Genomic DNA, 23,425 nt, shown 5'->3' on the forward strand with positions numbered 1-23,425 from the left:
CCTTCCCCTCGCTGTCCGCACGCGTACCGCCCGCACCGCCCCGCACGGCACCGCTCCCGAGCGAAGGGCCCGTCCGCCATGACCGCCACCGTCCCACCCACCCCACCCACCCCACCGTCGTCCCCGTCCTCCCCGAGCGACGCGATATCCGGTCCGGCCGCCTCGGGCCGGGTCGAACTCGCCCACGGATACGTCCCCGACGATCCCCGCTTCGCCAACGACGACCTGCTGCCCGTCCCGGTCGAACGGCGCACCTGGACGACGTACAACTTCGCGGCCCTGTGGATCGGCATGGCCCACAACATCCCGTCCTGGCTGCTCGCCTCCGGGCTGGTGGCGCTCGGCATGGACTGGAAACAGGCCGTGTTCACCATCGCGCTCGCCAATGTGATCGTGCTGGCCCCGATGCTGCTCACCGGGCACGCCGGGCCCAAGTACGGCATTCCCTTCCCGGTCCTGGCCCGCGCCTCCTTCGGGCTGCGCGGCGCCAACCTGCCCGCCCTGATCCGGGCCGCCGTCGCCTGCGCCTGGTTCGGCATCCAGACCTGGATCGGTGGCGTCGGCATCTTCACGCTGCTCGGCAAGCTCTTCGGCGGCTGGGCCGGCGCCGGGGAGATCGGCGGGCAGCCCTGGACGCTCTGGCTCTGCTTCGTCCTCTTCTGGGCCCTCGAACTGGCCATCATCTACCGGGGGATGGACACCCTGCGCCGCTTCGAGAACTGGGCGGCGCCCTTCGTCCTGGTCGGCGCCGTTGTCCTGCTCGTCTGGGTCGCGGTCAAGGCCGGCGGCTTCGGCCCGCTCCTGGACCAGCCGTCCGCGCTCGGCTGGGGCGCAGACTTCTGGCCGGTCTTCTTCCCCTCGTTGATGGGCATGATCGCCTTCTGGTCGACGCTCTCCCTCAACATCCCCGACTTCACCCGCTTCGGCGCGGGCCAACGCGCCCAGATCCGGGGGCAGTCGCTCGGGCTGCCGACCACCATGACGTTCTTCGCCCTGCTCTCGGTCTTCGTCACCTCCGGATCGCAGGCGGTGTACGGGGTGGCCATCTGGGACCCGGTCCAGCTCGTGGCCCGTACCGACAACGTCTTCGGGCTGGTCTTCGGCCTGGTCACCGTGCTGATCGCGACGATCTCGGTGAACATCGCGGCGAACGTGGTCTCACCGGCGTACGACCTGGCGAACCTCGCGCCGAAGTTCATCAGCTTCCGGACCGGGGCGCTGATCACGGGCGTGCTCGGGGTCGTAATCATGCCGTGGAAGCTCACGGAGACGCCCGAGCTGTACATCTTCACCTGGCTGGGCCTGGTCGGCGGGCTGCTCGGCACCGTCGCGGGCATCCTGATCGCCGACTACTGGATCGTCCGCCGCACCGTCCTCGACCTGGCCGACCTGTACCGGCCCGGCGGCCGGTACTGGTACCGGGGTGGCTGGAACTGGCGGGCGGTAGTGGCGTTCGCGGTCGGCGGCGTCCTCGCGGTGGGCGGTTCGCACTCGGCTCCCGGGAAGGGGCCCTTCCCGGCCGACGGACTGATCCCGTTCCTGAAGCCGCTGGCCGACTACGGCTGGGCGGTCGGGCTGGCCTCCTCGCTGCTGCTGTACGTGGCGCTGACCCGCCGGGAGAGTCCGGCGACGGGCTGAGAGAGCGGCCCGGTTCGTCCGGGGCGGGCGCCCCGGCACGCCCGGGGCGCCCGCCGGGCGCGCTCTACACGGGAGAGATGCTGCGGCCCAGAAGGGCTGTGACGTCCACCGTCTCGTCCGCCGGGGGAGTGGCGCTGGGCACCGGCCGGTCGAAGCCGGAGAAGTCCACGGTCCCCTCCTCGCCGGCGTTCCGCACGGTGATCCGCACCGGGTACGGCGTGCCCTCGGCGGCCACATAGGCCGTCAGGCGTTCGCCGCTCTCGGCGCGGGTCACCGGAACGGCGGGCGCGCCGTTCACCTCGGTCTTCTCGCCCTTGGTCAGCGTGCCCCGGTCGGCGGTGCCGGCGTTGTCCGTGATCAGCTCGCGGAAGGTGTCGAGGTCGCAGACCTCGGTGACACTGAGCAGCCGGGGGTCGTCCGCCGAGGCCTTCATGTAGCGGCCGTCGAGGATCGCGTCGAAGGTGGAGCCGCCGATCGGCACGTGCTCCTTCCAGAAGGCGGCATCCGGCTTCAGCCAGACGTCGTCGCCGCGCTTCACGATCTCCACCGAGCCTTCGTCGCCCATGTCGACCCCGCCCGTGCAGTTCCCCTCGCGGTCCAGCGTGAGGTCGAGGCGCATCTGCGGGCCGCTCCCGTCGAGGCTCCCGCGCGCGCTCAGATGCAGGGAGTCCACATCGAGCAGGGCGTCGCGCGAGCGTTCGGCGATCTCCTCGGCGCTCAGCGATTCGATGTCGTCGTCAGCCTGCGCGAGGGTGCCACCCGTCACGGTGAGAGCGACGGCCGCCGCAGCCGCGGCCGCCCGCGCGGCCCATCGGTGTCCGCTCACGTCGCCTCCTCGGAAAAGCCCCGGTCAGGCCCGGCGATCCCTGGTGACCGGCACATTCGAGCGTACGCCGGGAGCGGGGGCGCCGCCCGGCGCGTGCACGGAGAGTGAAGCGCGGCGGTGTTTTCGGCCACGGAGCGTGGGCAAAGCTGCGGTGATCCCGCTCGGGATCACGCGACCCGCACCACCAGGACATCCGCACGCACCACGGAGGAGAACCATGAACCTGTTCACGGGGACGAGGAGCAAGGGCAGCACGGCCAAGGGGAAGCGCTCCCGGTCCGCCCTGCTGGCGCTCGCCGCCGCGTCGACGACGGCCGCACTGGCGATCACGGTCGCCGCGCCCACCGCGACCGCCGCCCCGGGCGCGATTCCGCCCGGCCTCTCCTGCGACACCGGCAAGCACGCCATCGACGACTACACGGGCTTCGCACTCTGCAAGAACAACGGCAGCCAGACGCAGACCTTCTGGGTCCACCTCGTCTGCGGCTGGTCCCCGGACGTCGACGGCAACCACGTCACCCTCAGGCCCGGCGAGTCCGGCCAGTCCACCGCCCACTGCGCGGGCCTCGGCACCGGCATCGGCGAGATCCACGTCCGCCCGTGATCTAGGGCCTTGCGTTCGGGCCGGGCCGGACAACCGTTCCGGCCGGAACGGTTGAGCGTGCCGCCTCCTCTCGTTACCCTCCAGTAAGTACGTGTGGGCGCAGCCGGGACGACCGGTCGGCCCGCACCACGAGGGAGGCGGCACGCCCATGTCCTCAGCGGAGCCCACCGAGCAGACCGGCCCGGCCGTACGGGATCCCGATCGGGCCCCCCGCCCCGCCGCCCCCGTTCCCCCGCCGGTGCCCGGACTCGCGGAGAGCGCCCGCCGGCTCGCCGACGCCACCACCACCTCCACCGCACTCGTGGCCGACGCCCTCGCCCGCATCGAGGCCACCCAGCCCACCCTCAACGCTTTCCGCCACCTGCGGACCGAAGCGGCCCTCGCCGAGGCCGCCGAGGCCGACCGGCGGCTCGCGGCGGGGGAGCGGCTGCCGCTCCTCGGCGTGCCGGTCGCGGTCAAGGACGACACCGATGTGGCGGGCCTGCCCACCCACTTCGGCTGCGACGGCGCGCTGCCCCCGGCCGCCTCCGACAGCGAGGCGGTCCGCCGGCTGCGCGCCGCCGGAGCCGTCGTCGTCGGCAAGACCAACTCCTGCGAACTGGGACAGTGGCCCTTCACCGAAGGCCCCGCCTTCGGGGCCACCCGCAACCCCTGGAACACCGCGCACACCCCGGGCGGCTCCTCCGGCGGATCGGCGGCGGCCGTCGCCGCCGGGCTCGTCCCCGCCGCCCTCGGCTCCGACGGCGCCGGATCCGTACGCATCCCCGCCGCGTGGACACACCTCGTCGGCATCAAACCGCAGCGCGGGCGCATCTCGGTCCACCCGCACAGCGACGCCTTCCAGGGGCTCACCGTGAACGGCCCCCTCGCCCGTACGGTCGCCGACGCGGCACTGCTCCTGGACGCCGTCGCCGGAGCGCACCCCGAGGACTTCCACCGCCCGCCCGCCGTGCGCGCCGCCGACGCCGCCCGCCGCGACCCGGGCCGGCTGCGCATCGCCCTCGCCTGGCGTCCCCCGCTCACGCTCACCGGCGCCGGACCGGACCCGGAGGTGCGCCGGGCCGTCACCGCGCTCGCCGAGACCCTCGCCCGGCTCGGCCACCACGTCGAGGAGGCCCGCCCCCGGTACGGGCTGATCGGCCTCGCCTTCGTGCCCCGCGCCACCGTGGGCATCGCCGAATTCGCCGCCCGCCACCCCGAACCGGCCCTGCTCGACCCGCGCACCCGCAGTGCCCTGCGAAACGGGACGCGGCTGGGCGGGCGGGTGGTGCGGGCTGCCCGCGCCCGTGAGGTGCGCCAGCACCGCAGGATCGGCGCCCTCTTCGACGCCTCCGGCTTCGACGTGCTGCTCACCCCCACCACGGCCGCGCCGCCGCCCCGGATCGGCGCCTTCGACCGCCTGAGCGCCTGGCGCACCGACCTCACGATGGCGGCCGCCTGCCCCTACGCCTGGCCGTGGAACGTCCTCGGCTGGCCCGGGGTGAACGTCCCGGCCGGCTTCACCCGGTCCGGGCTCCCCGTCGGCGCCCAACTCCTCGGCCCCTCCCGGAGCGAGGAGCGGCTGATCGCGCTCGCCGCCCAACTGGAGGACGACCTGCGCTGGTACGAGCACCGGCCGCCGGCCTGACGGCCGAGCCTCACCCCTGGGCGGTCAGCCCCGCCTCCACCCGCTCCACGGCCAGCATCGCGCCGAACGCCACCAGATGGACCAGACGGTGATCGGTGTACGGCTCCACCCGCCAGGCCTTCACGTCCTCGGCCGTGATCCGGTACGGGGCCCGCGCCGCGAGCAGCGCCAGCCGGGCGCCCGGCCGCTCCGCCCGGTCCGGCAGCCCGTCACCCGTCAGGGGCAGCGGCGTGAAACCGTCCCAGGCCGCCACCGATTCCCGTACGAAGGCGGCGTCCGGCTCGTCCAGCAGCCCGGCGCCCGCGTGGGCCGCAGCACGCAGGGCGCCGAAGGCCGCGCCCACCGGGGAGCCCGCGGCCCAGGACGGCTGCGGGCCCCCGGTCCCCAGCAGCGGAAGGCTCAGCCCCGGCTCCGGCCGGGCACGCACCGCGCGGACCAGGGCGTGCCCCGCCTCGGTGTCCAGCAGCTCGGCCGGGTCCGCGCCGCCGGACACCGCCTCCTCGTCGATCAGGGCGGAGACGATCCGGTTGATGAAGTGGAACGCCATCGCGGAGCCCACGAACTCCGGCGCGTCGTCGGCGGCGAAGGGCCACCGGCCCCGCACGTCCTGTCCCCAGGCCAGCAGCCGATCGTGCTCCGGGTCCGCCGGCCGCTCGCCCCGGGCCAGCGAACCGGCCAGCTCCCGGTCGCCGCCCGCGTGCAGCAGCAGAGTGTGCGCGCCCACGCAGAACGGGCAGCGGTTGGCCAGTGACACCCCGTACGTCACCAACTCCTTCTCCGTACGGGAGGCGTGGCCCGACAGCAGGGACTCCCGCATCAGGGCCCAGGCCCCGGCCATCAGATCGGGGGCGGCGGACAGCGCGACGAAGGGCAGGGCGCCCTCGATGCCGAAGTCCCGGGTCACCTGCGCGTGGACGGCGGCGGCCGTTCCCGTCGTCTCGTCGGCGGGTTCGGGTGAGGTGAAGCGGAAAGGTGAGGTCATGCCCCGGATACTGGCGCTCGCGTGCGCCCCGGGGCGTCGTACGGGGGAAGGCAGTCCGTGCTGATCCGGGCCGACCGCGCGGGCGCCCGGCTACTCCCCGGGGAGTAGCCCCGGACCCCTCTCCGAGGATGACGCGGCCCCCGCCGCGCCGGCGCTAGGCTGCCGCACATGCAGGGGGACAGCGCACGACGGGCGTATCTGCTGGACGGGGCGCTCGCCGCCGCCATCACCGCGGCGGTCGCCGCGGCGGCCTGGGCGGCCTCCTCGCCCGGCGCCCTCGACCTGCTGCTCCTCGTGACCGGTTCGCTCGCCCTCGCCGGACACCGCCGCGCCCCTCGGGCGGTCCTCGCGGTGACGACCCTGTGCCTCTTCGGGTACGTCGTCCTTGCCCAGCCCGGCAGTTGGGCGGCCTTCCCGGTCGTCGTCGCCGTCCACGCGGCCGCCCGCAGCGGACACCGGGCGTACGGCATCGGGGCCGGGGCGGCCTTCCTCGCCGGATACACCGGGGCCCTGTTCGCCTCCGGGCCCGGCGCGGGGGAGACCGTCGAGCGGGCGCTGCTCCTGCTCGGCTGGTTCCTCTGCGCCGGAGTCACCGGACTGATCGACAAGAACTGGCAGGCCTATCTGCACCAGACGGAGCAGCGTGCACTGGACGCCGAACGCACCAGGGAGGAAACGGCATTGCGCCGGGCCGGAGAGGAACGCCTGCGCATCGCCCGTGAGTTGCACGACTCGCTCACCCACTCCATCTCGATCGTGAAGCTCCAGGCGGGCGTCGCCGTCCATCTCGCCCACAAGCGCGGGGCCGCCGTCGACCCCGCCCTGCTCGCGATCCAGGAGGCGGGCGGCGAAGCCATGCGCGAACTGCGCGCCACGCTGGAGGTCCTGCGCACGGACGGCCCGGAGGAGCCCTTGTCCCCGGGCGCCGGCCTGGCGCGGATCGGGGAGCTGACCGAACGCGCCCGCGCCGCGGGGATCGCGCTGTCCGTCCGAACCGACGGCGACGCGCGCACCCTGCCCGAGGACGTCGACCGCACCGCGTACCGCATCGTCCAGGAAGCCCTGACCAACGTCGCCCGGCACGCGGGGCGGGCGAGGACCGCCGTGCGGATCGGCTACACGGAGCGGATCCTCACCGTCGCGGTCCTCGACGAGGGCCCGTGCGCGCCCGGCTCCTCCATCACCCCGGGCACCGGACTCACCGGCATGCGCGAACGCGTCGCGGCCCTCGGCGGCACCCTGGTCGCTGCCCCTCGCCCGGACGGCGGATTCGCCGTCCACGCGGAACTGCCGCTCGCCCTTCCGCTGCCCGGCGCCGCGAGCGCCCGGTGAGCGCGCGCGGCCCCCTGCGCGTCGCGATCATCGACGACCAGGCTCTGATGCGCGCCGGATTCCGGGCGCTGCTGGACGCCGAGGAGGACATCGAGGTCGTCGGGGAGGCCGCGGACGGCCGCGCCGGGCTGCACCTCGTCCGCGAGCAGACGCCCGACGTGGCGCTCCTGGACATCACCATGCCCGTGATGACCGGGATCGAGGCCACCCGCGCCATCACCGCCGACCCCCTCCTGGCCCCGGTGCGCGTCGTCATCCTCACCAACTACGGACTGGACGCCTATGTCTTCGAGGCGCTGCGTGCCGGAGCGGCGGGCTTCCTCCTGAAGGACACCGAGCCCGCCGAGCTGCTGCGGGCGATCAGGGTCGCGGCCGAGGGGGACGCCCTCCTCTCGCCCGCGATCACCCGCAGGCTGATCGGCGAGTTCGTCGCCCGCCCTCCGGACCGCTCCACCGCCCCCGGGCTGGAGTCCCTCACCCGCCGTGAGCGGGAGGTCACCGCGCTGGCCGCCCGGGGGCTCAGCAACGACGAGATCGCCGTCCACATGGTGGTCAGCCCCTTCACCGCCAAGACCCATGTGAGCCGCGCGATGATCAAGCTCGGCGCCCGCGACCGCGCCCAGCTCGTGGTCTTCGCGTACGAGTCGGGGCTGGTCGAGCCCCGGTCGCGGACCGACGGGGGCCGGGCCCCGGGGCAGTGACGCGCCCACGGTCCGTGAAGCCGTGCGGGGGCCTTGTGGAGCCCGGCACGGTGAAGAGATATCTTGATGTCAAGCAATGTTGCAGACGTGGAGCGGAGCACCCGGTGACTGACTCGACCATCATCTATACGCACACCGACGAGGCCCCTGCCCTGGCGACCTACTCGTTCCTGCCCGTCGTCGAGGCCTACGCCTCGACCGCAGGCGTCACGGTCGAGCGCCGTGACATCTCCCTCGCGGGCCGGATCATCGCCAGTTTCCCGGAGCACCTCAAGGCCGAGCAGCGTATCGATGACGCACTCGCCGAGCTCGGCGAGCTGGCCAGGACTCCCGGCGCGAACATCATCAAGCTGCCGAACATCTCGGCCTCGATCCCGCAGCTCAAGGCCGCCGTCGCGGAGCTCCAGGAGCAGGGCTACGCGCTTCCGGACTACCCGGACGACCCGCAGACCGATGAGGCCAAGGACGTCCGCGCCCGGTACGACAAGGTCAAGGGCAGTGCCGTGAACCCGGTGCTGCGCGAGGGCAACTCCGACCGCCGCGCCCCCGCGTCCGTCAAGAACTACGCCAAGGCCCACCCGCACCGCATGGGCGCCTGGACCGCCGACTCGAAGACGAACGTCGCCACGATGGGCGTCGACGACTTCCGCTCCACCGAGAAGTCCGCGGTCATCGCCGAGGACGGCTCGCTCCGCATCGAGCTGCACGGTGACGACGGCACCACCACCGTGCTCCGCGAGTCCGTACCCGTCCTCAAGGGCGAGGTCGTCGACGCGGCCGTCATGCGCGTCGCCGCGCTGCGGGAGTTCTTCACCGCGCAGGTCGCCCGCGCCAAGGCCGAGGGCGTGCTGTTCTCCGTGCACCTCAAGGCCACCATGATGAAGGTCTCCGACCCGATCATCTTCGGCCACGCGGTCCGCGCCTTCTTCCCGAACACCTTCGCCAAGTACGGCGACCAGCTCGCCGCGGCGGGCCTCACCCCGAACGACGGCCTGGGCGGCATCCTCAAGGGCCTCGACTCCCTGCCGGGCGTCGGCGCCGAGATCCAGGCGTCCTTCGAGGCCGAGCTCGCCGAGGGCCCCGCCCTCGCGATGGTCGACTCCGACAAGGGCATCACCAACCTGCACGTCCCCAGTGACGTCATCGTCGACGCCTCCATGCCCGCCATGATCCGCACCTCGGGTCACATGTGGGGCCCGGACGGCAACGAGGCCGACACCATCGCCGTCCTCCCGGACAGCAGCTACGCCGGTGTCTACCAGGTCGTCATCGACGACTGCCGCGCCAACGGCGCCTTCGACCCGGCCACCATGGGCTCCGTGCCCAACGTCGGTCTGATGGCGCAGAAGGCCGAGGAGTACGGCAGCCACGACAAGACCTTCGAGATCCCCGCCACCGGCACCGTGCGCGTCGTCGACGCGAGCGGCGCGGTCGTGCTGGAGCAGGCCGTCGGCGCCGGCGACATCTTCCGGATGTGCCAGACCAAGGACCTGCCCATCCAGGACTGGGTCAAGCTCGCCGTCACCCGCGCCCGCGCCACCGGCAACCCGGCCGTGTTCTGGCTGGACGAGAGCCGTGCGCACGACGCCAACCTGATCGCCAAGGTCACCACGTACCTCGCCGACCACGACACCGACGGCCTGGACATCTCCATCAAGACCCCGGAGGAGGCCACCGCCTTCTCCCTGGAGCGCATCCGCCGCGGCGAGGACACCATCTCCGTCACCGGCAACGTGCTGCGCGACTACCTCACGGACCTCTTCCCGATCCTGGAGCTCGGCACCAGCGCGAAGATGCTCTCCGTCGTCCCGCTGATGAACGGCGGCGGCCTCTTCGAGACCGGCGCGGGCGGCTCGGCCCCCAAGCACGTCCAGCAGCTCGTCAAGGAGAACTACCTGCGCTGGGACAGCCTGGGCGAGTTCCTGGCCCTCGCGGTCAGCTTCGAGCACCTGGCGACCACCACGGACAACGCGCGGGCGCAGGTCCTCGCCGACACCCTGGACCGGGCGACGGGCACCTTCCTCAACGAGGACAAGTCCCCGAGCCGTCGCCTCGGCGGCATCGACAACCGCGGCAGCCACTTCTACCTGGCCCTGTACTGGGCCCAGGAGCTGGCGCGGCAGACCGACGACGCGAAGCTCGCCGAGGCGTTCGCGCCGCTCGCCAAGACGCTGGCCGAGCAGGAGGAGACCATCGTCGCCGAGCTGATCGCGGTGCAGGGCTCCCCGGCCGAGATCGGTGGCTACTTCCAGCCCGACCCGGCCAAGGCCGAGGCGGTCATGCGCCCGTCCGCCACGTTCAACCAGGCCATCGCGACCCTCGCCTGACCTGATGCGAGGCGGACCCGTCCGTCTCACCGCCCCGCCCCGGCAGGCCTCGCGCCCGCCGGGGCGGGGCGCGTTCGGGAGCCCATACGGGTGAAGGACCAATCCGCGGGGTCCGGGGCTCCGAATGACGACCGTGAGGATCACCCGGAACGCCCTGACCCGCTCCACGCTCGCCGCCCTGAGCGGACTGCTCGCGGGATTCGCCTCGCTGGCCGTCGCCGAGCTGGTCTCCGCCGCCGTCAGGCCCGAGGCGAGTCCCGTGACAGCGGTCGGCGGAGCGGCCATCGACCGGACGCCCGCCGGGGTGAAGGACTGGGCGATCCGGAACTTCGGCGAGGACGACAAGCTCGTCCTGCAACTCGGCATCGTCGTCACGCTCGCCCTCTTCGCCCTGGCCGTCGGCCTGTTGGCACTGCGGTACCGGCGGACCGGCTCCGCCGCCGTGCTGGTCTTCGGGGTGGTCGGCGCGTCGGCCGCCATCAGCAGGCCGGACTCCACGGGCCTCGCCGACGGTCTGCCGTCCCTGCTGGGGTCGGTCGTCGGGGCGGTACTGCTGTACGTCCTCATCGGCCGGCTCACCGGCCCGCACCGCGACACCGGTGACGAGCCGGACGGCGAACGGGCCGACGAGCCGGAGCACGAGGCCGGCTGGGACCGGCGGGGCTTCGTGATCGCCGCCACCGCCGCGGCCGCCGCGTCCACCGCGGCCGGCGCCGTCGGCCGTGCGCTGAACAGCCGCAGCAGCCAGAACGCCGTCGCCTCCCGCGAGGCCGTGACCCTGCCGAAGCCGGCCTCGCCCGCGCGGCCGATCCCGGCGGGCGCACAGCTGAGGGTCCGCGGCATCAGCCCCTTCACCACCCCGAACGGCTCCTTCTACCGGGTGGACACCGCCCTCGTGGTTCCCAAGGTCGACGCGAACTCCTGGCGACTGCGCGTCCACGGCAAGGGCGTACGCCGGGACCTGGAGTTCACCTACCAGGACCTGCTGGAACGCCCCTTGATCGAACGCGAGATCACCCTCTGCTGCGTCTCCAACGAGGTCGGCGGACCCTACATCGGTCACGCCAGGTGGATCGGCGTGCGCCTGGCCGACCTGCTCAAGGAGGCGGGCGTCAAGCCGCCGTCCCGAGGCGGCGAGGCCGACCAGATCATCGCCCGCTCGGTGGACGGCATGACGCTCGGCACCCCCGTCGAGGACGTCATGGACGGCCGGGACGCGATGCTCGCCGTCGGCATGAACGGGGAACCGCTGCCCTTCGTCAACGGGTTCCCCGTCCGGATGCTCGTCCCCGGCCTGTACGGGTACGTCTCCGCCTGCAAGTGGATCGAGGACATCGAGCTCACCACGTTCGACGACTACGACGCCTACTGGGTGAAACGCACGTGGGCGCGGAAGGCCCCGATCAAGACCCAGTCCCGGATCGACACCCCCAAGCCCTTCGGACGCCCGGAGGCCGGCACGGTGATGGTGGCCGGAGTGGCCTGGGCACAGCACCGCGGCATCGAGAAGGTCGAGATCCGGGTGGACGACGGTCCCTGGCGGCCGGCGCAACTCGCCGAACAGGACACCGTCGACACCTGGCGCCAGTGGTCCTACCCCTGGAAGGCGACTCCCGGTGGCCACACCCTGACCGTCCGCGCCACCGACCGCACCGGCGAGCTCCAGACCGAGAAGCGCACCAAGACCGTCCCCGACGGCGCGAGCGGCTGGCACTCCGTCGTGGTCACCGTCGACTGACCGTCCTCCAGGACCCATCCGGGGCGGGCACCAAGCCCCATCCGAGGCGGGGTACCAAGACCCATCCGAGGCGGGGCACTACGCCCCGCCTCACGGGCCGAAGACCCTCCCGAGCGCCGACGACAGCTCCCGAACCGTCGGGGGACAGAGGCGGGCGCCCAGGTACCCGTCCGGCCGCACCACGAAAGCCGTCCCCTCCCCGGCCCCGTACTGACGCGCGAACTCGCCGAGACCGTCACGGTGGAAGGGGACCGGCGCCCCGGCGGGGTCGGTCGCGTCGGCGGGCAGGATCCAGCGCGCCTCCATCAGACCGTGGGTCAACTCCCGTGCCGCCGAGGCGAGATCGGCCACCGTGTCGCCCGCCGGGTGGGTCCCGTACACCAGCAGGACGTGCCCGCTCCCGCGCAGGACGTCGAACAGCCGCATCGGATGGGCGGCGATGTCGCCCGTGAGGCCACCGCAGTCCGGGGCCCGGTCGCCGGGGCGCGGCACGCTCCCGTCGCCCAGGGGGAGCGGCGTCACCAGCGGGCTGGCCGGGTAGCCGATGAGCAACTGGGCCTCGCGCAGCAGCAGCGTCCCGGGGTCCTCCGGATCGGCCTGGACGCCCTCGGCGGCGTGCCGGACGGTCCGCCCGACGACCTCCTCACCGACCGGGTGGCGCTCGGCGTCGTAACCGGCGAGCACCTCGGGCCCCGCCGTGTCCCCGACCGCCAGGGCCAGCTTCCACGCCAGGTTGCAGGCGTCCTGGATCCCGGTGTTCATGCCCTGGGCGCCGGTCGGCGGATGGATGTGCGCCGCGTCCCCGGCGACGAACACCCGGCCGCGACCGTAGCGGTCCACCAGGCGGTGGCTGATCCGGAACACCGACGACCAGCGGAGCGCGGACGCCGTGACCGGTTCCGGGGCCAGCCGGTCCAGGACCTTCTGGATGTCGGCGAGGGCGGGCGCGGTGCCGCCCTCCAGACCGTGGGCCACCCCGTCGCCGCCCGCCGCACCGGACGCCTCCGCCTGCCGTGCGGCGGACAGCTCCGGCGGGACCAGCATCGACATCCGGTAGCGGCCCGTCCCCGGCAACGGGATGCAGACCAGGAGATCGTCGATCGCGCCGTCCTCGCCCCGGTGCATGGAGCGCACCCCGTACCCGGGCGGCAGGCTCCAGCCCACCTCCACATCGGCGAGCATGTACTCCTCCGGGAACGCGCCGCCCTCGAAGGACAGCCCGAGCCCCTTGCGGACCAGGCTGTGCGCCCCGTCGCACCCCACGAGGAACCGCGACCGGACCTCCTCCTCGCCACCGGACGACGTGGTCAGCCGGCTCGTCACCCCGTCGGCGTCCTGGTCGAACGCGACCAGTTCGGTGGCACGCTCGACCGTGGTGCCGAAACGCCCCAGGAACTCCTCCAGGACGCGCTCGGTCGCGTACTGCGGCAGCGCCGCGAAGCCGTACGGCACCTCCGGCGGCAGTACGAGCTCGATCCGCCCCTCCGCCACCCCGTTCACGTACGTCAGCTGGCCGCGCATCGGGACGGCCGCGTCCAGCACGTCCCGCACGAGGCCCATCCGGTCGAAGAGCTCCAGGGTGCGCGGCTGGAGGCCCACCGCCTTCGCGAACGGCAGCCGGGCCGGGAGCCGGTCCACGATCCGGCAGGCCACCCCCGCCCGCCGCAGCTCCGCGGCCAGCGTCAGGCCGACCGGGCCCGCGCCCGCGATCATCACGTCCGTCGTCTCGCTGCGCACCACCGGTGCCTCCCGCCGTGAGCCCCCGGGGCCGATGCCCCGCGCTCATCGTCGCGCGGCGGCGGATGTCCGGCACCCGGGGGATCGGGCCCCGCCCCCGGCTCGCGGGACCTACGGCACCCGGGCCGTCCACTCCGGCGTACCGAACTTGGTGCGTACGAGTTCCTCGGCGCGTGCCAGTTCGTCGTCCGTCACGCTCCCCGCGGAGAGGCCGTGACGCTTGCGGAATGACTCGATCATGCGTTCGATGACGGTCTGGCGGGGGAGGCCCGTCTGCCGGCGCAACGGGTCGACGCGCTTCTTCGCGGACCGGGTGCCCTTGTCGGACATCTTCTCCTTCCCGATCCGCAGCACCTCCAGCATCTTGTCGGCGTCGATGTCGTACGCCATGGTCACGTGGTGCAGCACGGCGCCCGGACCGCCGTCCGGCCCGACCATCCGCTTCTGCGCGGCCCCGGCGATCTTGCCGACCTCGGTGGCGATGTCGTTGAGCGGCTGGTACCAGGCCTTGATGCCCATGTCGGCGAGGGCTTCGAGGACCCAGTCGTCCAGGTAGGCGTAGCTGTCGGCGAACGACAGCCCGGAGACCAGGGACTGCGGGACGGCGAGCGAGTAGGTGATGGTGGAGCTCGGCTCCGCGAACATCGCGCCACCGCCGGAGATCCGGCGCACGACGTTCACGCCGTGCCGCTCGACGCCCGCCGGGTCCACCTCGTTGCGCAGCGACTGGAAGCTGCCGATGATCACGGCGGGGGAGTCCCACTCCCAGACCCGCAGCGTCGGCGGCCGGAGCCCCGCCGCGACCTCGGCGGTGATCACCTCGTCCAGCGCCATGTGCAGGGCGGGCGACTGCGGGGCCTCGTGGATCAGCTGCCAGTCGAAGTCGCTCCACTCCGTGGCCTGCGCGAGCGCCCGGCGTACGGTGACGGCGACTCCCTCCGCGCTGAGCCCGAGCATCACCGTGGAGTCGGGCAGCGCCGCCTCGATCCGGGCCGCGAGCCCGGCCGTGTCGGTGTTGGCCGGGGCGCCCTCCAGTGCCGCGTCGATCGCGAGGATCGCCTCGTCGGGTTCGAGGAAGAAGTCCCCGGCGACGCGGACGTTCCGCAGCGCCCCGCCCTCCACATCCAGGTCCACCACGACCAGCTTGCCGCCGGGAACCTTGTACTCACCGTGCACAGCCATGCCTCCGCCCTCGGGTCCCGGCCCGTTGTGAGCCGGACACAAACGTCTATAACGCATGCGCGGGACCGGTTCATCCCGCGCACCCCTGGCATGATCGGCCGACATGAGCGACGCACCACGTCACATCCTCGTCATCGGCATGGGCGCCGGCGACCCCGACCACCTGACCCTCGCCGCGGTGAAGGCCATGCGCCGGGCCGACGTCTTCTTCGTGCTGGGCAAGGGCAGGGAGAAGGACGCGCTGACCCGGCTCCGGCGGGACATCCTCGACGAACACCTGACCGGCCCCTACCGGGTCGTCGAGGCCGAGGACCCGTGGCGGGACCGCACCCAGCAGGACGGCGGACGCTATGCCTCGGCGGTGCACGACTGGCGCCACCGCCGTGCCGACATCTGCGAACGCCTGATCATCGAGGAGCTCGCACCGGGGCGGTGCGGAGCCTTCCTGGTGTGGGGCGACCCGTCCCTGTACGACAGCACTCTCGCGATCCTGGACGACATCCGCGGGCGGGGAACGGTGGAGTTCGGGTACGAGGTGATCCCCGGCATCAGCAGCGTCTCGGCCCTTGCCGCCCGGCACCGCGTCACCCTGAACCGGGTCGGCCGCCCCATCCACATCACGCCCGGCCGGCGGCTCGCCCAGGGCTTCCCCGAGGACTGCGACCTCGTCGTGATGCTCGACGGTCACGAGAGCTTCACCCATCTGACGGGCAGGGGGTGGTGGATCCACTGGGGCGCCTATATCGGGACCCCGGACGAGATCCTGGTCTCCGGGCCGCTCGACGAGGTGGCGGGCCGGATCAGCCGGCTGCGCGCGGAGGCCCGCGAACGGCACGGCTGGATCATGGACACCTATCTGCTGCGCCGAGGGCCGGGCGACACGGACGCTGCGGTCGGAGCGGATGGCACGGGCGACGCGGACCGTACGAACCGCTGAAAGGTCCGCGTCGAGGCGCGGGCGGCCCCGGCCGCCGCACCTCGTCGTCGGACCTGGGGGAGTGTCAGCCCCGGGACTCGTGCGCCCGGATGACACCGAGCCCGTGTCCCAGGCTGGGGCATTCGGCGGTCAGATCGCTGCCGTGCACCAGGTAGTTGTGCACGCGGCCGTCCGTCGGCCGTTCGACGGCGCGGTACAGCGTGCCGTTCACGGTGATCGTCCAGTCGTCGCCGTCCTGGGCCCACCCGACTGTCTTCTTCATCTGGCGTTTTCCGTTTCCTCGGTCGGCCTCGCCGCGGGTCGGCGGCCGTGTAGTGGGAAGAAGAACGGCTTGTGACGCTCGGTGGTTCCGCAGTCCCTACGCCATTCGGTTACATCTGTGTCACTGTCACGTCCAGTGGACGCGCCCGACCTGACTGGCGGTCAGCAGGATGCTGACGAACAGTCGAACGGGCGGAGAAGACGTGTGGCGCGATGCGGCGGGCATCGCCGGGGAGCCCGAACCGAAGTCGGCATGCGCTCGGCCGTGTCCCACGTCACCGTCCGAAGTGTGAACTACGGTGTGCGCGGGCCGGGCGTCCCCTTAGGCTGACCGGTGCAGCTGGTTCGCCCTGTCCGCCAGGCAGGGTGTCGCAAGAGGGAACCCGGTGGAAATCCGGGACTGCCCCGCAGCGGTGAGTGGGAACGACCGCCGTCATACGCACTGGGCCCGGACGGGTCTGGGAAGCGACGGCCACTAGGTGTCTGCCCGGCAGACGTGCCCGCGAGTCCGAAGACCTGCCCGCTGCCCGCACGCGACCGTTCGCGTGCGGAGATCTCGGTGACCTCGTGGGCGGGTCGGCGTAACCGTCAGGTGGACGGACACGGTTCGACGTGTCCCGATGTCCGCCCGACGCGTCATCCCTTCGCGTCCGCGTCCCGTCCCGGGGTCTGTCATGCAGACACGCTCGCGAAGGAGAGTCACGTGACAGCGAAGCCCGCAGCCGCGGCAGCACGGGCCACCGTGTACGGCTACCCCCGCCAGGGTCCGAACCGTGAACTGAAGAAGGCCATCGAGGGCTACTGGAAGGGCCGCGTCGACGCGGCCGCCCTCCGGGAGACCGCCGCCGAGCTGCGCCGGGGGACCTGGCAGCAGCTCGCCGAGGCCGGCGTCCACGACGTGCCGACCGGTGACTTCTCGTACTACGACCATGTCCTGGACACCAGCGTCATGGTCGGCGCCGTCCCCGGGCGGCACCGCGCGGCGGTCGACGCCGACGCCCTCGACGGCTACTTCGCCATGGCCCGCGGCACGCAGGACGTCGCCCCGCTGGAGATGACGAAGTGGTTCGACACCAACTACCACTACTTGGTGCCGGAGTTGGGGCCGGACACGGTGTTCACCGCCGACTCCGCCAAGCAGGTCGCGGAATGCGCGGAGGCCCTCGCGCTCGGGCACACCCCGCGCCCGGTGCTCGTCGGCCCCGTCACCTACCTCCTGCTCGCCAAGCCGGCCCCCGGTGTGGCCGCGGACTTCGAACCGCTGACCCTGCTGGACCGGCTGCTTCCCGTGTACGCCGAGGTCCTCGCCGACCTGCGCGCGGCGGGCGCCGCATGGGTCCAGCTCGACGAGCCCGCCCTCGTCCAGGACCGCACCCCGGCCGAGCTGAACGCCGCCGCCCGCGCCTACCGCGCGCTCGGCGGCCTCGCCGACCGGCCCCAACTGCTGGTCGCCTCCTACTTCGGGCGGCTCGGCGAGGCACTGACGGTGCTGGCCAAGGCCCCCGTCGACGGGTTGGCCCTCGACTTCACCGAGTCCGGCGCGGGGAACCTCGACGACCTCGCGGCGGCCGGCGGCCTGCCCGGCAAGCGGCTGGTCGCCGGTGTCGTGAACGGCCGCAACATCTGGATCAACGACTACGAGAAGTCGCTCGCCACCCTCGGCACCCTCCTCGGCCTCGCCGACCGGGTCGACGTCTCCGCCTCCTGCTCCCTGCTGCACGTCCCGCTGGACGCGGACGCCGAGCGCGACATCGACCCGCAGATCGCCCGCTGGCTCGCCTTCGCCCGGCAGAAGACCGAGGAGATCGTCGTCCTGGCCCGCGGACTGACCGGCGGCACGGACACCATCGCGGCCGAACTCGCCGCCAACCGCGCCGACCTGGCCTCCCGCGCCGGTGCCGCGCTCACCCGCGACCCGGCCGTCCGCGCCCGCACGGCGGCCGTCACCGACGCGGACGGCCGCCGCTCCCAGCCGTACACCGAGCGCTCCGCCGCCCAGCGCGCCCACCTCGGGCTGCCGCTGCTGCCGACGACCACCATCGGCTCGTTCCCGCAGACCACCGAACTGCGCACCGCGCGCGCCGACCTGCGTGCGGGGCGGATCGACGAGGCCGGCTACGAGGAGCGCATCAAGGACGAGATCCGCGAGGTCCTCTCCTTCCAGGAGAAGGCCGGCCTCGACGTCCTGGTGCACGGCGAGCCCGAACGCAACGACATGGTCCAGTACTTCGCCGAGCAGCTCACCGGCTACCTCGCCACCCAGCACGGCTGGGTGCAGTCGTACGGCACCCGGTACGTACGGCCGCCGGTCCTCGCGGGCGACATCTCGCGCCCCGAACCGATGACGGTGCGCTGGACCACGTACGCGCAGTCGCTGACCGCACGCCCCGTCAAGGGCATGCTCACCGGACCGGTCACCATGCTCGCCTGGTCCTTCGTCCGTGACGACCAGCCGCTCGGCGACACCGCACGGCAGGTGGCCCTCGCCCTGCGCGACGAGGTGAACGACCTGGAGGCGAGCGGCACTTCGGTGATCCAGGTCGACGAACCCGCGCTGCGCGAGACGCTGCCGCTGCGGGCCGCCGAGCACGCCGCGTACCTGGAGTGGGCGACGGAGTCCTTCCGGCTCGCCACCGGAGGAGTGCGGCCGGACACCCAGATCCACACCCACATGTGCTACGCGGAGTTCGGCGACATCGTCCAGGCCATCGACGACCTCGACGCCGACGTCATCAGCCTGGAGGCGGCCCGCTCCCATATGCAGGTCGCCCGCGAGCTGGCCGCCCACGGCTACCCCCGCGAGGCCGGACCGGGCGTCTACGACATCCACTCCCCGCGCATCCCCAGCACCGAAGAGGCCGCGGCCCTGCTGCGCAAGGGGCTTGAGGCCATCCCGGCGTCACGGCTGTGGGTGAACCCGGACTGCGGCCTGAAGACCCGCGGTTGGCCCGAGACCCGTGCCTCCCTGGAGAACCTGGTCGCCGCGGCGCGGGCGATCCGTGCGGAGCTGCCCACCGAAGCGGCGTGACCCGGCCCGGTGCGGGAGCGGGCCACCGCCGCTCCCGCACCGGGCCCGCCCGTACGGCTCCGGGAATGTCCGAGCCCGCTGATAGCGTGCCGCTTCCGGCTTGAAGATCACGAAAGGGCGGCGGACGTGCGGGAAGTGACGTGTCATGAGGTGGGTGCCCAGCGCCTGGACGAGGCGCTGAGCGGCATCGGCGGGCGCACCATGGGGCGGTGGCACGGGATGCGCTACGACGACGCGTCGCCCGAGCGGCTGCGTGAGACGGCCGACGAGTTGCTCGACCACGTGGCCGCCCGTGTCGCGGCGGACGCCCTGCTCGACGACGTCGCGCGTTCGGCGTTGCGGACGGCGGCGGAGTGCCACCTGGGGGAGATGAGCGTCGGGTGCTTCCCCGACGGCGACCAGGAGCTGCACTTCCCCCTCATCGGTGAGACGCTCACCAGCGAGGACATAGCCTTCGGCGACGTCGTCCGCTTCGGGGGAGGGCAGGCCCCCTCGGCCGGTACCTGGCTCGACGCGTTCGCGGTCTCCCTGGTCAGCGGGCTCGTATGGGACTGGCAGCGGGTGATCGGACTGCTGCTGCGGAACGACTACGCGCCCGCGATCCACGACGGGGTGCCGTACTCGAAGCTCGACTCGGCCTCGGACCCGACGGACCTCGCCGCGATGGACGCACTGTGCCCCTATCTGGCCGAGGCCGAAGGGCATCAGCCCCGGCACTGGCCCACCGTTCCCCTCCGCAGGCCGGACGCCGACGAACTCGCGCTCGCCGCAGCGAAGTTGGACGCCTCGGGCGCTCTGACACCGGACCAGCGGCTTCTTCGTGTGCTCCTCGATGACGATCAGGCCGCATTCGAGGAGGCGTTGGCGTCCCGGCTCGTCGGCCACCGCGCGAGCGTGGGCCCCGACCCCGCGCCCCGAACCCTGCTGCCGCTCCACGCCCTCGCCCTGGCCGCGCTCGCGGTGCAGGCGCACGGGTGGGAACTCGGCCTCCGCTCCGGCTATCTGCCGCCCGAACTGCTGGGAACCCCCGATGCGCTGCGACGGGCCGGGGAGTCGCGCACGAACAACCTGGGCGGCTGGTACGCGAAGTAGCGACTGTGCTCCGGCGGTGCGTCCTCCCGGCGCGGAACCCCGGCGCCGGTCCGCCCCGACTGCGTTCGTCGGAACGGCAGTTCGGATGTCGGTGGATCGCCCGTCCGGCCGGAGGCCATTCCTGCGCACGGTCGGAGTTAGGTTAGCCTAACCAGCGAATACCCGGTTGTGGATCTTTCCGTGACCGGAGCCGCCCCGCGCGCGGGCGCCCCTCCCGCACGACCCCGCCGCGCACCCCGACCGAAGGGCTTCGCCATGCCGCGTGCTCAGGGCCTGCCGTCCTGCGAACTCCCCGTGGAGCGTGGGGTGTGAGCGACGGTACGCCGCCGATTCCGGGCCCGGCGGGTCCTCGGGAAGGCCTCGTCGCGGGCGGTGCGCACGGGCCGGGTCGGCTACGGGCCCTCACCGCGATCGTCCTGGACGCGCTGGAGGACGCCGCCCCGGCCCGGGGCGGACCGCTGCCCGCCGGGGGGCCCGAGGTCGTGGCCCTGAGCACGCTCGCCCGCTGTGCCCCGGTCCTGCCGGAGGAGGGCGTCGGTCCCGAGGCCGCGCTCGGCGATGTGGTCCGCGCGGTCGCGGAAGGGGCCGCCGATCCGGCCGACCCCGCCTGCGTCGCCCATCTGCACTGCCCGCCGCTCGCCGTGGCCGTCGCGGCGGACCTGGCCGGGGCGGCCCTCAACCCCTCCATGGACTCCTGGGACCAGGCACCCGCCGCCGGGGTGATCGAGGAGTTGACCACGGCCGCACTGGCCCGGCTCATCCACCCGACGGCCCCCGCCCCCGACGCCCTCATCACCAGCGGCGGCACCGAGTCCAACCTGGTCGCCCTGCTGCTCGCCCGGGAACGAGCCGTCCCCGGCACCCTTCGGGTGGTGACCGGGGCCAACGCCCACCACAGCGTCCACCGCGCCGCGTGGATGCTCGGTCTGCCCGCCCCCGTGGTCGTCGCCTGCCGCGGCGGCCGGATCGACCCGGCCGCCCTCGACGACGCCCTGGCCGCCCTCGCCGGGGCGCCGCTCCTGGTCGTCGCCACCGCCGGAACCACCGACGAGGGGCGCATCGACCCGCTCCCGGAGATCGCCCGCGTCGCCGAGAGGCACGCGGCCCGACTCCACGTCGATGCCGCCTACGGTGGTCCGCTGCTGTTCAGCGAACGGCTCGCCCCGCTCCTCGCGGGCCTGGAGCACGCCGCTTCCGTAACGTTCGACCTGCACAAACTCGGCTGGCAGCCGGTAGCCGCCGGAGTGCTGGCCGTCGCGGACGCCGGGATGCTCGCACCGCTGTCGCTGCGCGCCGACTACCTCAACGCCGACGACGACACCGAGGCCGGGCTCCCGGACCTGCTGGGCCGTTCGATCCGCACCACCCGGCGCCCCGACGCCCTGAAGATGGCGGTCACGTTCCGGGCGCTCGGACGCCGGGGACTCGGCGAGCTGGTGGAGCACTGCGTACGCACGGCCCACGAGTTCGGCCGGGCCGTCGACGCCCGCCCCGGACTGCGCCGCCGCCCCGGCGACATCGGGATCAGCACCGTACTGTTCCGCCCGACGGTGGCCGACGCGCTGCCGGACGAGGCGGGCGACGCCGTGGTCGCCGCAGTCCGCCGCACCCTGCTCGCCGAGGGGCGCGCCGTCCTCGGCCGCGCGCAGGCGGAGGACGGCGACGGCCGGCGCCGCCTCTGGCTGAAGGCCACACTGCTGCACCCGGACGCCGCGGCGGCCGAGCTGCTGCCGCTGCTCGACCTCGTCACGGCGGCGGCGGACCGTGCCGCGACCGAAGCCGAGGCGGACGGTGTGGTTACCGGAGCCGACGCGGACCGTGCAGCGACCGAAGCCCCGGGGGCCGAAGATACCGATGACCCTGCGGCGGAAAGGCTGTCGCCATGACGCCGACGATGCGTACGACGCGCCCGGGACGACCCCCCGCCGCCCCAGCGACCCCCGCCGGAGGAACCCGATGACACCCGGACCGCGCACGCCGCCCCTCGATCTGCTGGGGGTGGGGGCAGGGCCCTTCAACCTCTCGCTCGCCGCGCTCGCCGACGGCGTCCCCGGGCTGCGCACCGCCTTCCACGAGCAGCGCGCCGCCTTCCACTGGCACCCCGGGCTGCTCATCGAGGGCGCGACGCTCCAAGTCCCGTTCCTGGCCGACCTGGTGAGCCTTGTCGAGCCCACCAGCCCCTGGTCCTACCTCAATTACCTCAAGATCCGCCGCAGGCTCTTCCCGTTCTACTTCGCCGAGCACTTCCACATCCACCGCACCGAGTTCGACAACTATCTGCGCTGGGTGAGCACCGAACTCCCCGCCACCCGCTTCGGCCACCGGGTCGACACGGTGGCCTGGGACCCCGGACAGGACGCGTTCGCCGTGGAGTTCACCCGGCTGGGTCCCGACGGGGAGACGCTCACGACCGGGCTCACCCACGCCCGTAACCTCGCCCTCGGCGTCGGCACGGCCCCGCACGTCCCCGAACCGCTGCGGGAGCTGGTCCAGGACCCGGCCGCCGCGGTCCTGCACTCCGCGGACTATCTCTCCCAGCGGAACCGGCTGCTGGCCGCCCGCCACATCACCGTCGTCGGCTCGGGCCAGTCGGGCGCCGAAGTCCTGCTGGACCTGCTGCGGTCCCGGCCCGAGGGGGCGGAGGGGCTGACCTGGCTGGCCCGTACGCCCGCGTTCGCGCCCATGGAGTACAGCAAGATCGGCCTGGAGCAGTTCACCCCCGACTACACCCGCTACTTCCACGGACTTCCGCAGGCCACCCGGGACCGGCTCCTGCCCCGCCAGTGGCAGCTGTACAAGGGCGTCAGCGGGGACACGCTGGGGGACATCCACGACGAGCTGTACCGGCGCAGCCTCGGCGGAGGCTGGCCCGATGTCACCCTCACCCCCGGCATCGAGGTCACCGGCGCAGCCGTCACCGAGGCGGGCCGCATCGAACTGGGCGTCGAGCACGGCCAGCAGGAGGCGCGGGGCCGCCTCGTCACGGACGCCGTCGTCCTCGCCACCGGATACCGGGAGCGCCCCGTCGACCTGCTGCTCGCCGCTCTCGACCCGTACATCGTCCGCGACGAGACCGGGCGTCCGCAGGTCGACGCGGCCCAACGGCTCGTCCTCGCACCGGAGATAGCCGGTTCCGTCTTCGTGCAGAACGCCGAGCGGCACACACACGGCGTCGGGACACCGGACCTGGGCCTGGCCGCCTGGCGTTCCGCCGTCATCGTCAACACGCTGACGGGCAAGGAGTTCTACCCGCTGCCCGAACGGACGGCTTTCACCACGTTCGGTCTCGGCGCGCGGGACCGTGACGACCGGGACACCGCGTCACGTCCGGCCGAAGAACGACGGTGACGACGGTCCCGGAACGGCCGCGGGCCGCGCGGTGGGGTTCACCGTGCGGCCCGGGGCGGGGGTGT

17 protein-coding genes and 1 riboswitch are annotated in these 23,425 nt (G+C 73.1%); of the genes, 12 read left to right on the forward strand and 5 right to left on the reverse strand.

Annotated features, from left to right (window positions below):
* The first annotated feature begins 78 nt into the window (after positions 1 to 78).
* On the forward strand, positions 79 to 1,638 hold the full coding sequence (locus IE272_RS16395; protein ID WP_056697892.1) for an NCS1 family nucleobase:cation symporter-1: 1,560 nt from the start codon (positions 79 to 81) through the stop codon (positions 1,636 to 1,638).
* A gap of 64 nt (positions 1,639 to 1,702) precedes the next feature.
* On the opposite strand, the gene IE272_RS16400 is transcribed toward IE272_RS16395, so the two are convergent.
* Positions 1,703 to 2,464 (reverse strand): hypothetical protein, encoded by a 762-nt coding sequence (locus tag IE272_RS16400; protein ID WP_190007160.1) that lies wholly within the window; start codon positions 2,462 to 2,464, stop codon positions 1,703 to 1,705.
* 217 nt (positions 2,465 to 2,681) lie between these two features.
* Here IE272_RS16400 and IE272_RS16405 point away from each other — a divergent pair, with 217 nt between their 5' ends.
* Both IE272_RS16405 and IE272_RS16410 read left to right on the forward strand, forming a co-directional pair.
* Positions 2,682 to 3,068 (forward strand): hypothetical protein, encoded by a 387-nt coding sequence (locus IE272_RS16405; RefSeq protein WP_050357397.1) that lies wholly within the window; start codon positions 2,682 to 2,684, stop codon positions 3,066 to 3,068.
* Positions 3,069 to 3,216: 148 nt separating this feature from the next.
* On the forward strand, positions 3,217 to 4,695 hold the full coding sequence (locus IE272_RS16410) for an amidase (RefSeq protein ID WP_050357398.1): 1,479 nt from the start codon (positions 3,217 to 3,219) through the stop codon (positions 4,693 to 4,695).
* Positions 4,696 to 4,705: 10 nt separating this feature from the next.
* On the opposite strand, the gene IE272_RS16415 is transcribed toward IE272_RS16410, so the two are convergent.
* Positions 4,706 to 5,677, reverse strand: a complete 972-nt coding sequence (locus tag IE272_RS16415; protein ID WP_190007161.1) for a carboxymuconolactone decarboxylase family protein — start codon at positions 5,675 to 5,677, stop codon at positions 4,706 to 4,708.
* A gap of 168 nt (positions 5,678 to 5,845) precedes the next feature.
* Here IE272_RS16415 and IE272_RS16420 point away from each other — a divergent pair, with 168 nt between their 5' ends.
* The 4 genes from IE272_RS16420 to IE272_RS16435 all read left to right on the forward strand — a co-directional run bounded on the left by IE272_RS16420 (position 5,846) and on the right by IE272_RS16435 (position 11,775).
* On the forward strand, positions 5,846 to 7,009 hold the full coding sequence (locus IE272_RS16420; RefSeq protein ID WP_190007162.1) for a sensor histidine kinase: 1,164 nt from the start codon (positions 5,846 to 5,848) through the stop codon (positions 7,007 to 7,009).
* Between the two features lie 47 nt (positions 7,010 to 7,056).
* A complete protein-coding gene (locus IE272_RS16425; protein WP_050357808.1) occupies positions 7,057 to 7,710 on the forward strand; it encodes a response regulator in 654 nt (217 codons plus the stop codon).
* 104 nt (positions 7,711 to 7,814) lie between these two features.
* Positions 7,815 to 10,037, forward strand: a complete 2,223-nt coding sequence (locus IE272_RS16430) for an NADP-dependent isocitrate dehydrogenase (protein ID WP_056697880.1) — start codon at positions 7,815 to 7,817, stop codon at positions 10,035 to 10,037.
* A 124-nt stretch (positions 10,038 to 10,161) separates the two neighbouring features.
* The gene (locus IE272_RS16435) at positions 10,162 to 11,775 is read left to right on the forward strand and encodes a molybdopterin-dependent oxidoreductase (protein WP_190007163.1); all 1,614 of its coding nucleotides are present in this window, start codon (positions 10,162 to 10,164) and stop codon (positions 11,773 to 11,775) included.
* Between the two features lie 90 nt (positions 11,776 to 11,865).
* Here IE272_RS16435 and IE272_RS16440 read toward each other — a convergent pair whose 3' ends face one another.
* Together IE272_RS16440 and lplAB are read right to left on the reverse strand one after the other, a co-directional pair.
* Positions 11,866 to 13,515, reverse strand: a complete 1,650-nt coding sequence (locus IE272_RS16440; RefSeq protein WP_190007164.1) for an FAD-dependent monooxygenase — start codon at positions 13,513 to 13,515, stop codon at positions 11,866 to 11,868.
* A 108-nt stretch (positions 13,516 to 13,623) separates the two neighbouring features.
* Positions 13,624 to 14,688: a lipoate-protein ligase LplAB gene (lplAB, locus tag IE272_RS16445; protein ID WP_050357404.1), complete on the reverse strand. Its 1,065-nt coding sequence runs from the start codon at positions 14,686 to 14,688 to the stop codon at positions 13,624 to 13,626.
* A gap of 109 nt (positions 14,689 to 14,797) precedes the next feature.
* On the opposite strand from lplAB, the gene cobF reads away from it, so the two are divergent.
* Positions 14,798 to 15,631: a precorrin-6A synthase (deacetylating) gene (gene cobF, locus IE272_RS16450; protein WP_056697870.1), complete on the forward strand. Its 834-nt coding sequence runs from the start codon at positions 14,798 to 14,800 to the stop codon at positions 15,629 to 15,631.
* A gap of 64 nt (positions 15,632 to 15,695) precedes the next feature.
* Here the strand turns inward: cobF and IE272_RS16455 are convergent, their stop codons facing one another.
* Positions 15,696 to 15,893 (reverse strand): hypothetical protein, encoded by a 198-nt coding sequence (locus IE272_RS16455; protein WP_007460715.1) that lies wholly within the window; start codon positions 15,891 to 15,893, stop codon positions 15,696 to 15,698.
* Positions 15,894 to 16,216: 323 nt separating this feature from the next.
* A riboswitch (cobalamin riboswitch) is annotated at positions 16,217 to 16,430 on the forward strand.
* A 165-nt stretch (positions 16,431 to 16,595) separates the two neighbouring features.
* On the opposite strand from IE272_RS16455, the gene metE reads away from it, so the two are divergent.
* From metE to IE272_RS16475, 4 genes are all read left to right on the forward strand, one after another.
* Positions 16,596 to 18,920, forward strand: coding sequence for a 5-methyltetrahydropteroyltriglutamate--homocysteine S-methyltransferase (gene metE / locus IE272_RS16460; protein WP_190007165.1), 2,325 nt, complete (start codon positions 16,596 to 16,598; stop codon positions 18,918 to 18,920).
* A gap of 126 nt (positions 18,921 to 19,046) precedes the next feature.
* Positions 19,047 to 20,012: an immunity 49 family protein gene (locus IE272_RS16465; protein WP_190007166.1), complete on the forward strand. Its 966-nt coding sequence runs from the start codon at positions 19,047 to 19,049 to the stop codon at positions 20,010 to 20,012.
* 308 nt (positions 20,013 to 20,320) lie between these two features.
* A complete protein-coding gene (locus IE272_RS16470) occupies positions 20,321 to 21,898 on the forward strand; it encodes a pyridoxal phosphate-dependent decarboxylase family protein (protein WP_190007167.1) in 1,578 nt (525 codons plus the stop codon).
* 70 nt (positions 21,899 to 21,968) lie between these two features.
* Entirely contained in the window at positions 21,969 to 23,360 is a 1,392-nt protein-coding gene (locus IE272_RS16475; protein ID WP_190007168.1) for a lysine N(6)-hydroxylase/L-ornithine N(5)-oxygenase family protein, read from the forward strand.
* Positions 23,361 to 23,425 lie beyond the last annotated feature (65 nt).

This window comes from Streptomyces anulatus (assembly GCF_014650675.1).
Taxonomy (GTDB): Bacteria; Actinomycetota; Actinomycetes; order Streptomycetales; family Streptomycetaceae; genus Streptomyces; species Streptomyces anulatus.

Excerpts from the sequence above, each read along its gene's own strand:
- IE272_RS16395 (WP_056697892.1), top strand. The coding sequence starts at position 79 with ATGACCGCCACCGTCCCACCCACCCCACCCACCCCACCGTCGTCCCCG.
- IE272_RS16405 (WP_050357397.1), top strand. The coding sequence starts at position 2,682 with ATGAACCTGTTCACGGGGACGAGGAGCAAGGGCAGCACGGCCAAGGGG.
- IE272_RS16410 (WP_050357398.1), top strand. The coding sequence starts at position 3,217 with ATGTCCTCAGCGGAGCCCACCGAGCAGACCGGCCCGGCCGTACGGGAT.
- IE272_RS16415 (WP_190007161.1), bottom strand. The coding sequence starts at position 5,677 with ATGACCTCACCTTTCCGCTTCACCTCACCCGAACCCGCCGACGAGACG.
- IE272_RS16420 (WP_190007162.1), top strand. The coding sequence starts at position 5,846 with ATGCAGGGGGACAGCGCACGACGGGCGTATCTGCTGGACGGGGCGCTC.
- IE272_RS16425 (WP_050357808.1), top strand. The coding sequence starts at position 7,057 with ATGCGCGCCGGATTCCGGGCGCTGCTGGACGCCGAGGAGGACATCGAG.
- IE272_RS16435 (WP_190007163.1), top strand. The coding sequence starts at position 10,162 with ATGACGACCGTGAGGATCACCCGGAACGCCCTGACCCGCTCCACGCTC.
- cobF (WP_056697870.1), top strand. The coding sequence starts at position 14,798 with ATGAGCGACGCACCACGTCACATCCTCGTCATCGGCATGGGCGCCGGC.
- IE272_RS16455 (WP_007460715.1), bottom strand. The coding sequence starts at position 15,893 with ATGAAGAAGACAGTCGGGTGGGCCCAGGACGGCGACGACTGGACGATC.
- IE272_RS16475 (WP_190007168.1), top strand. The coding sequence starts at position 21,969 with ATGACACCCGGACCGCGCACGCCGCCCCTCGATCTGCTGGGGGTGGGG.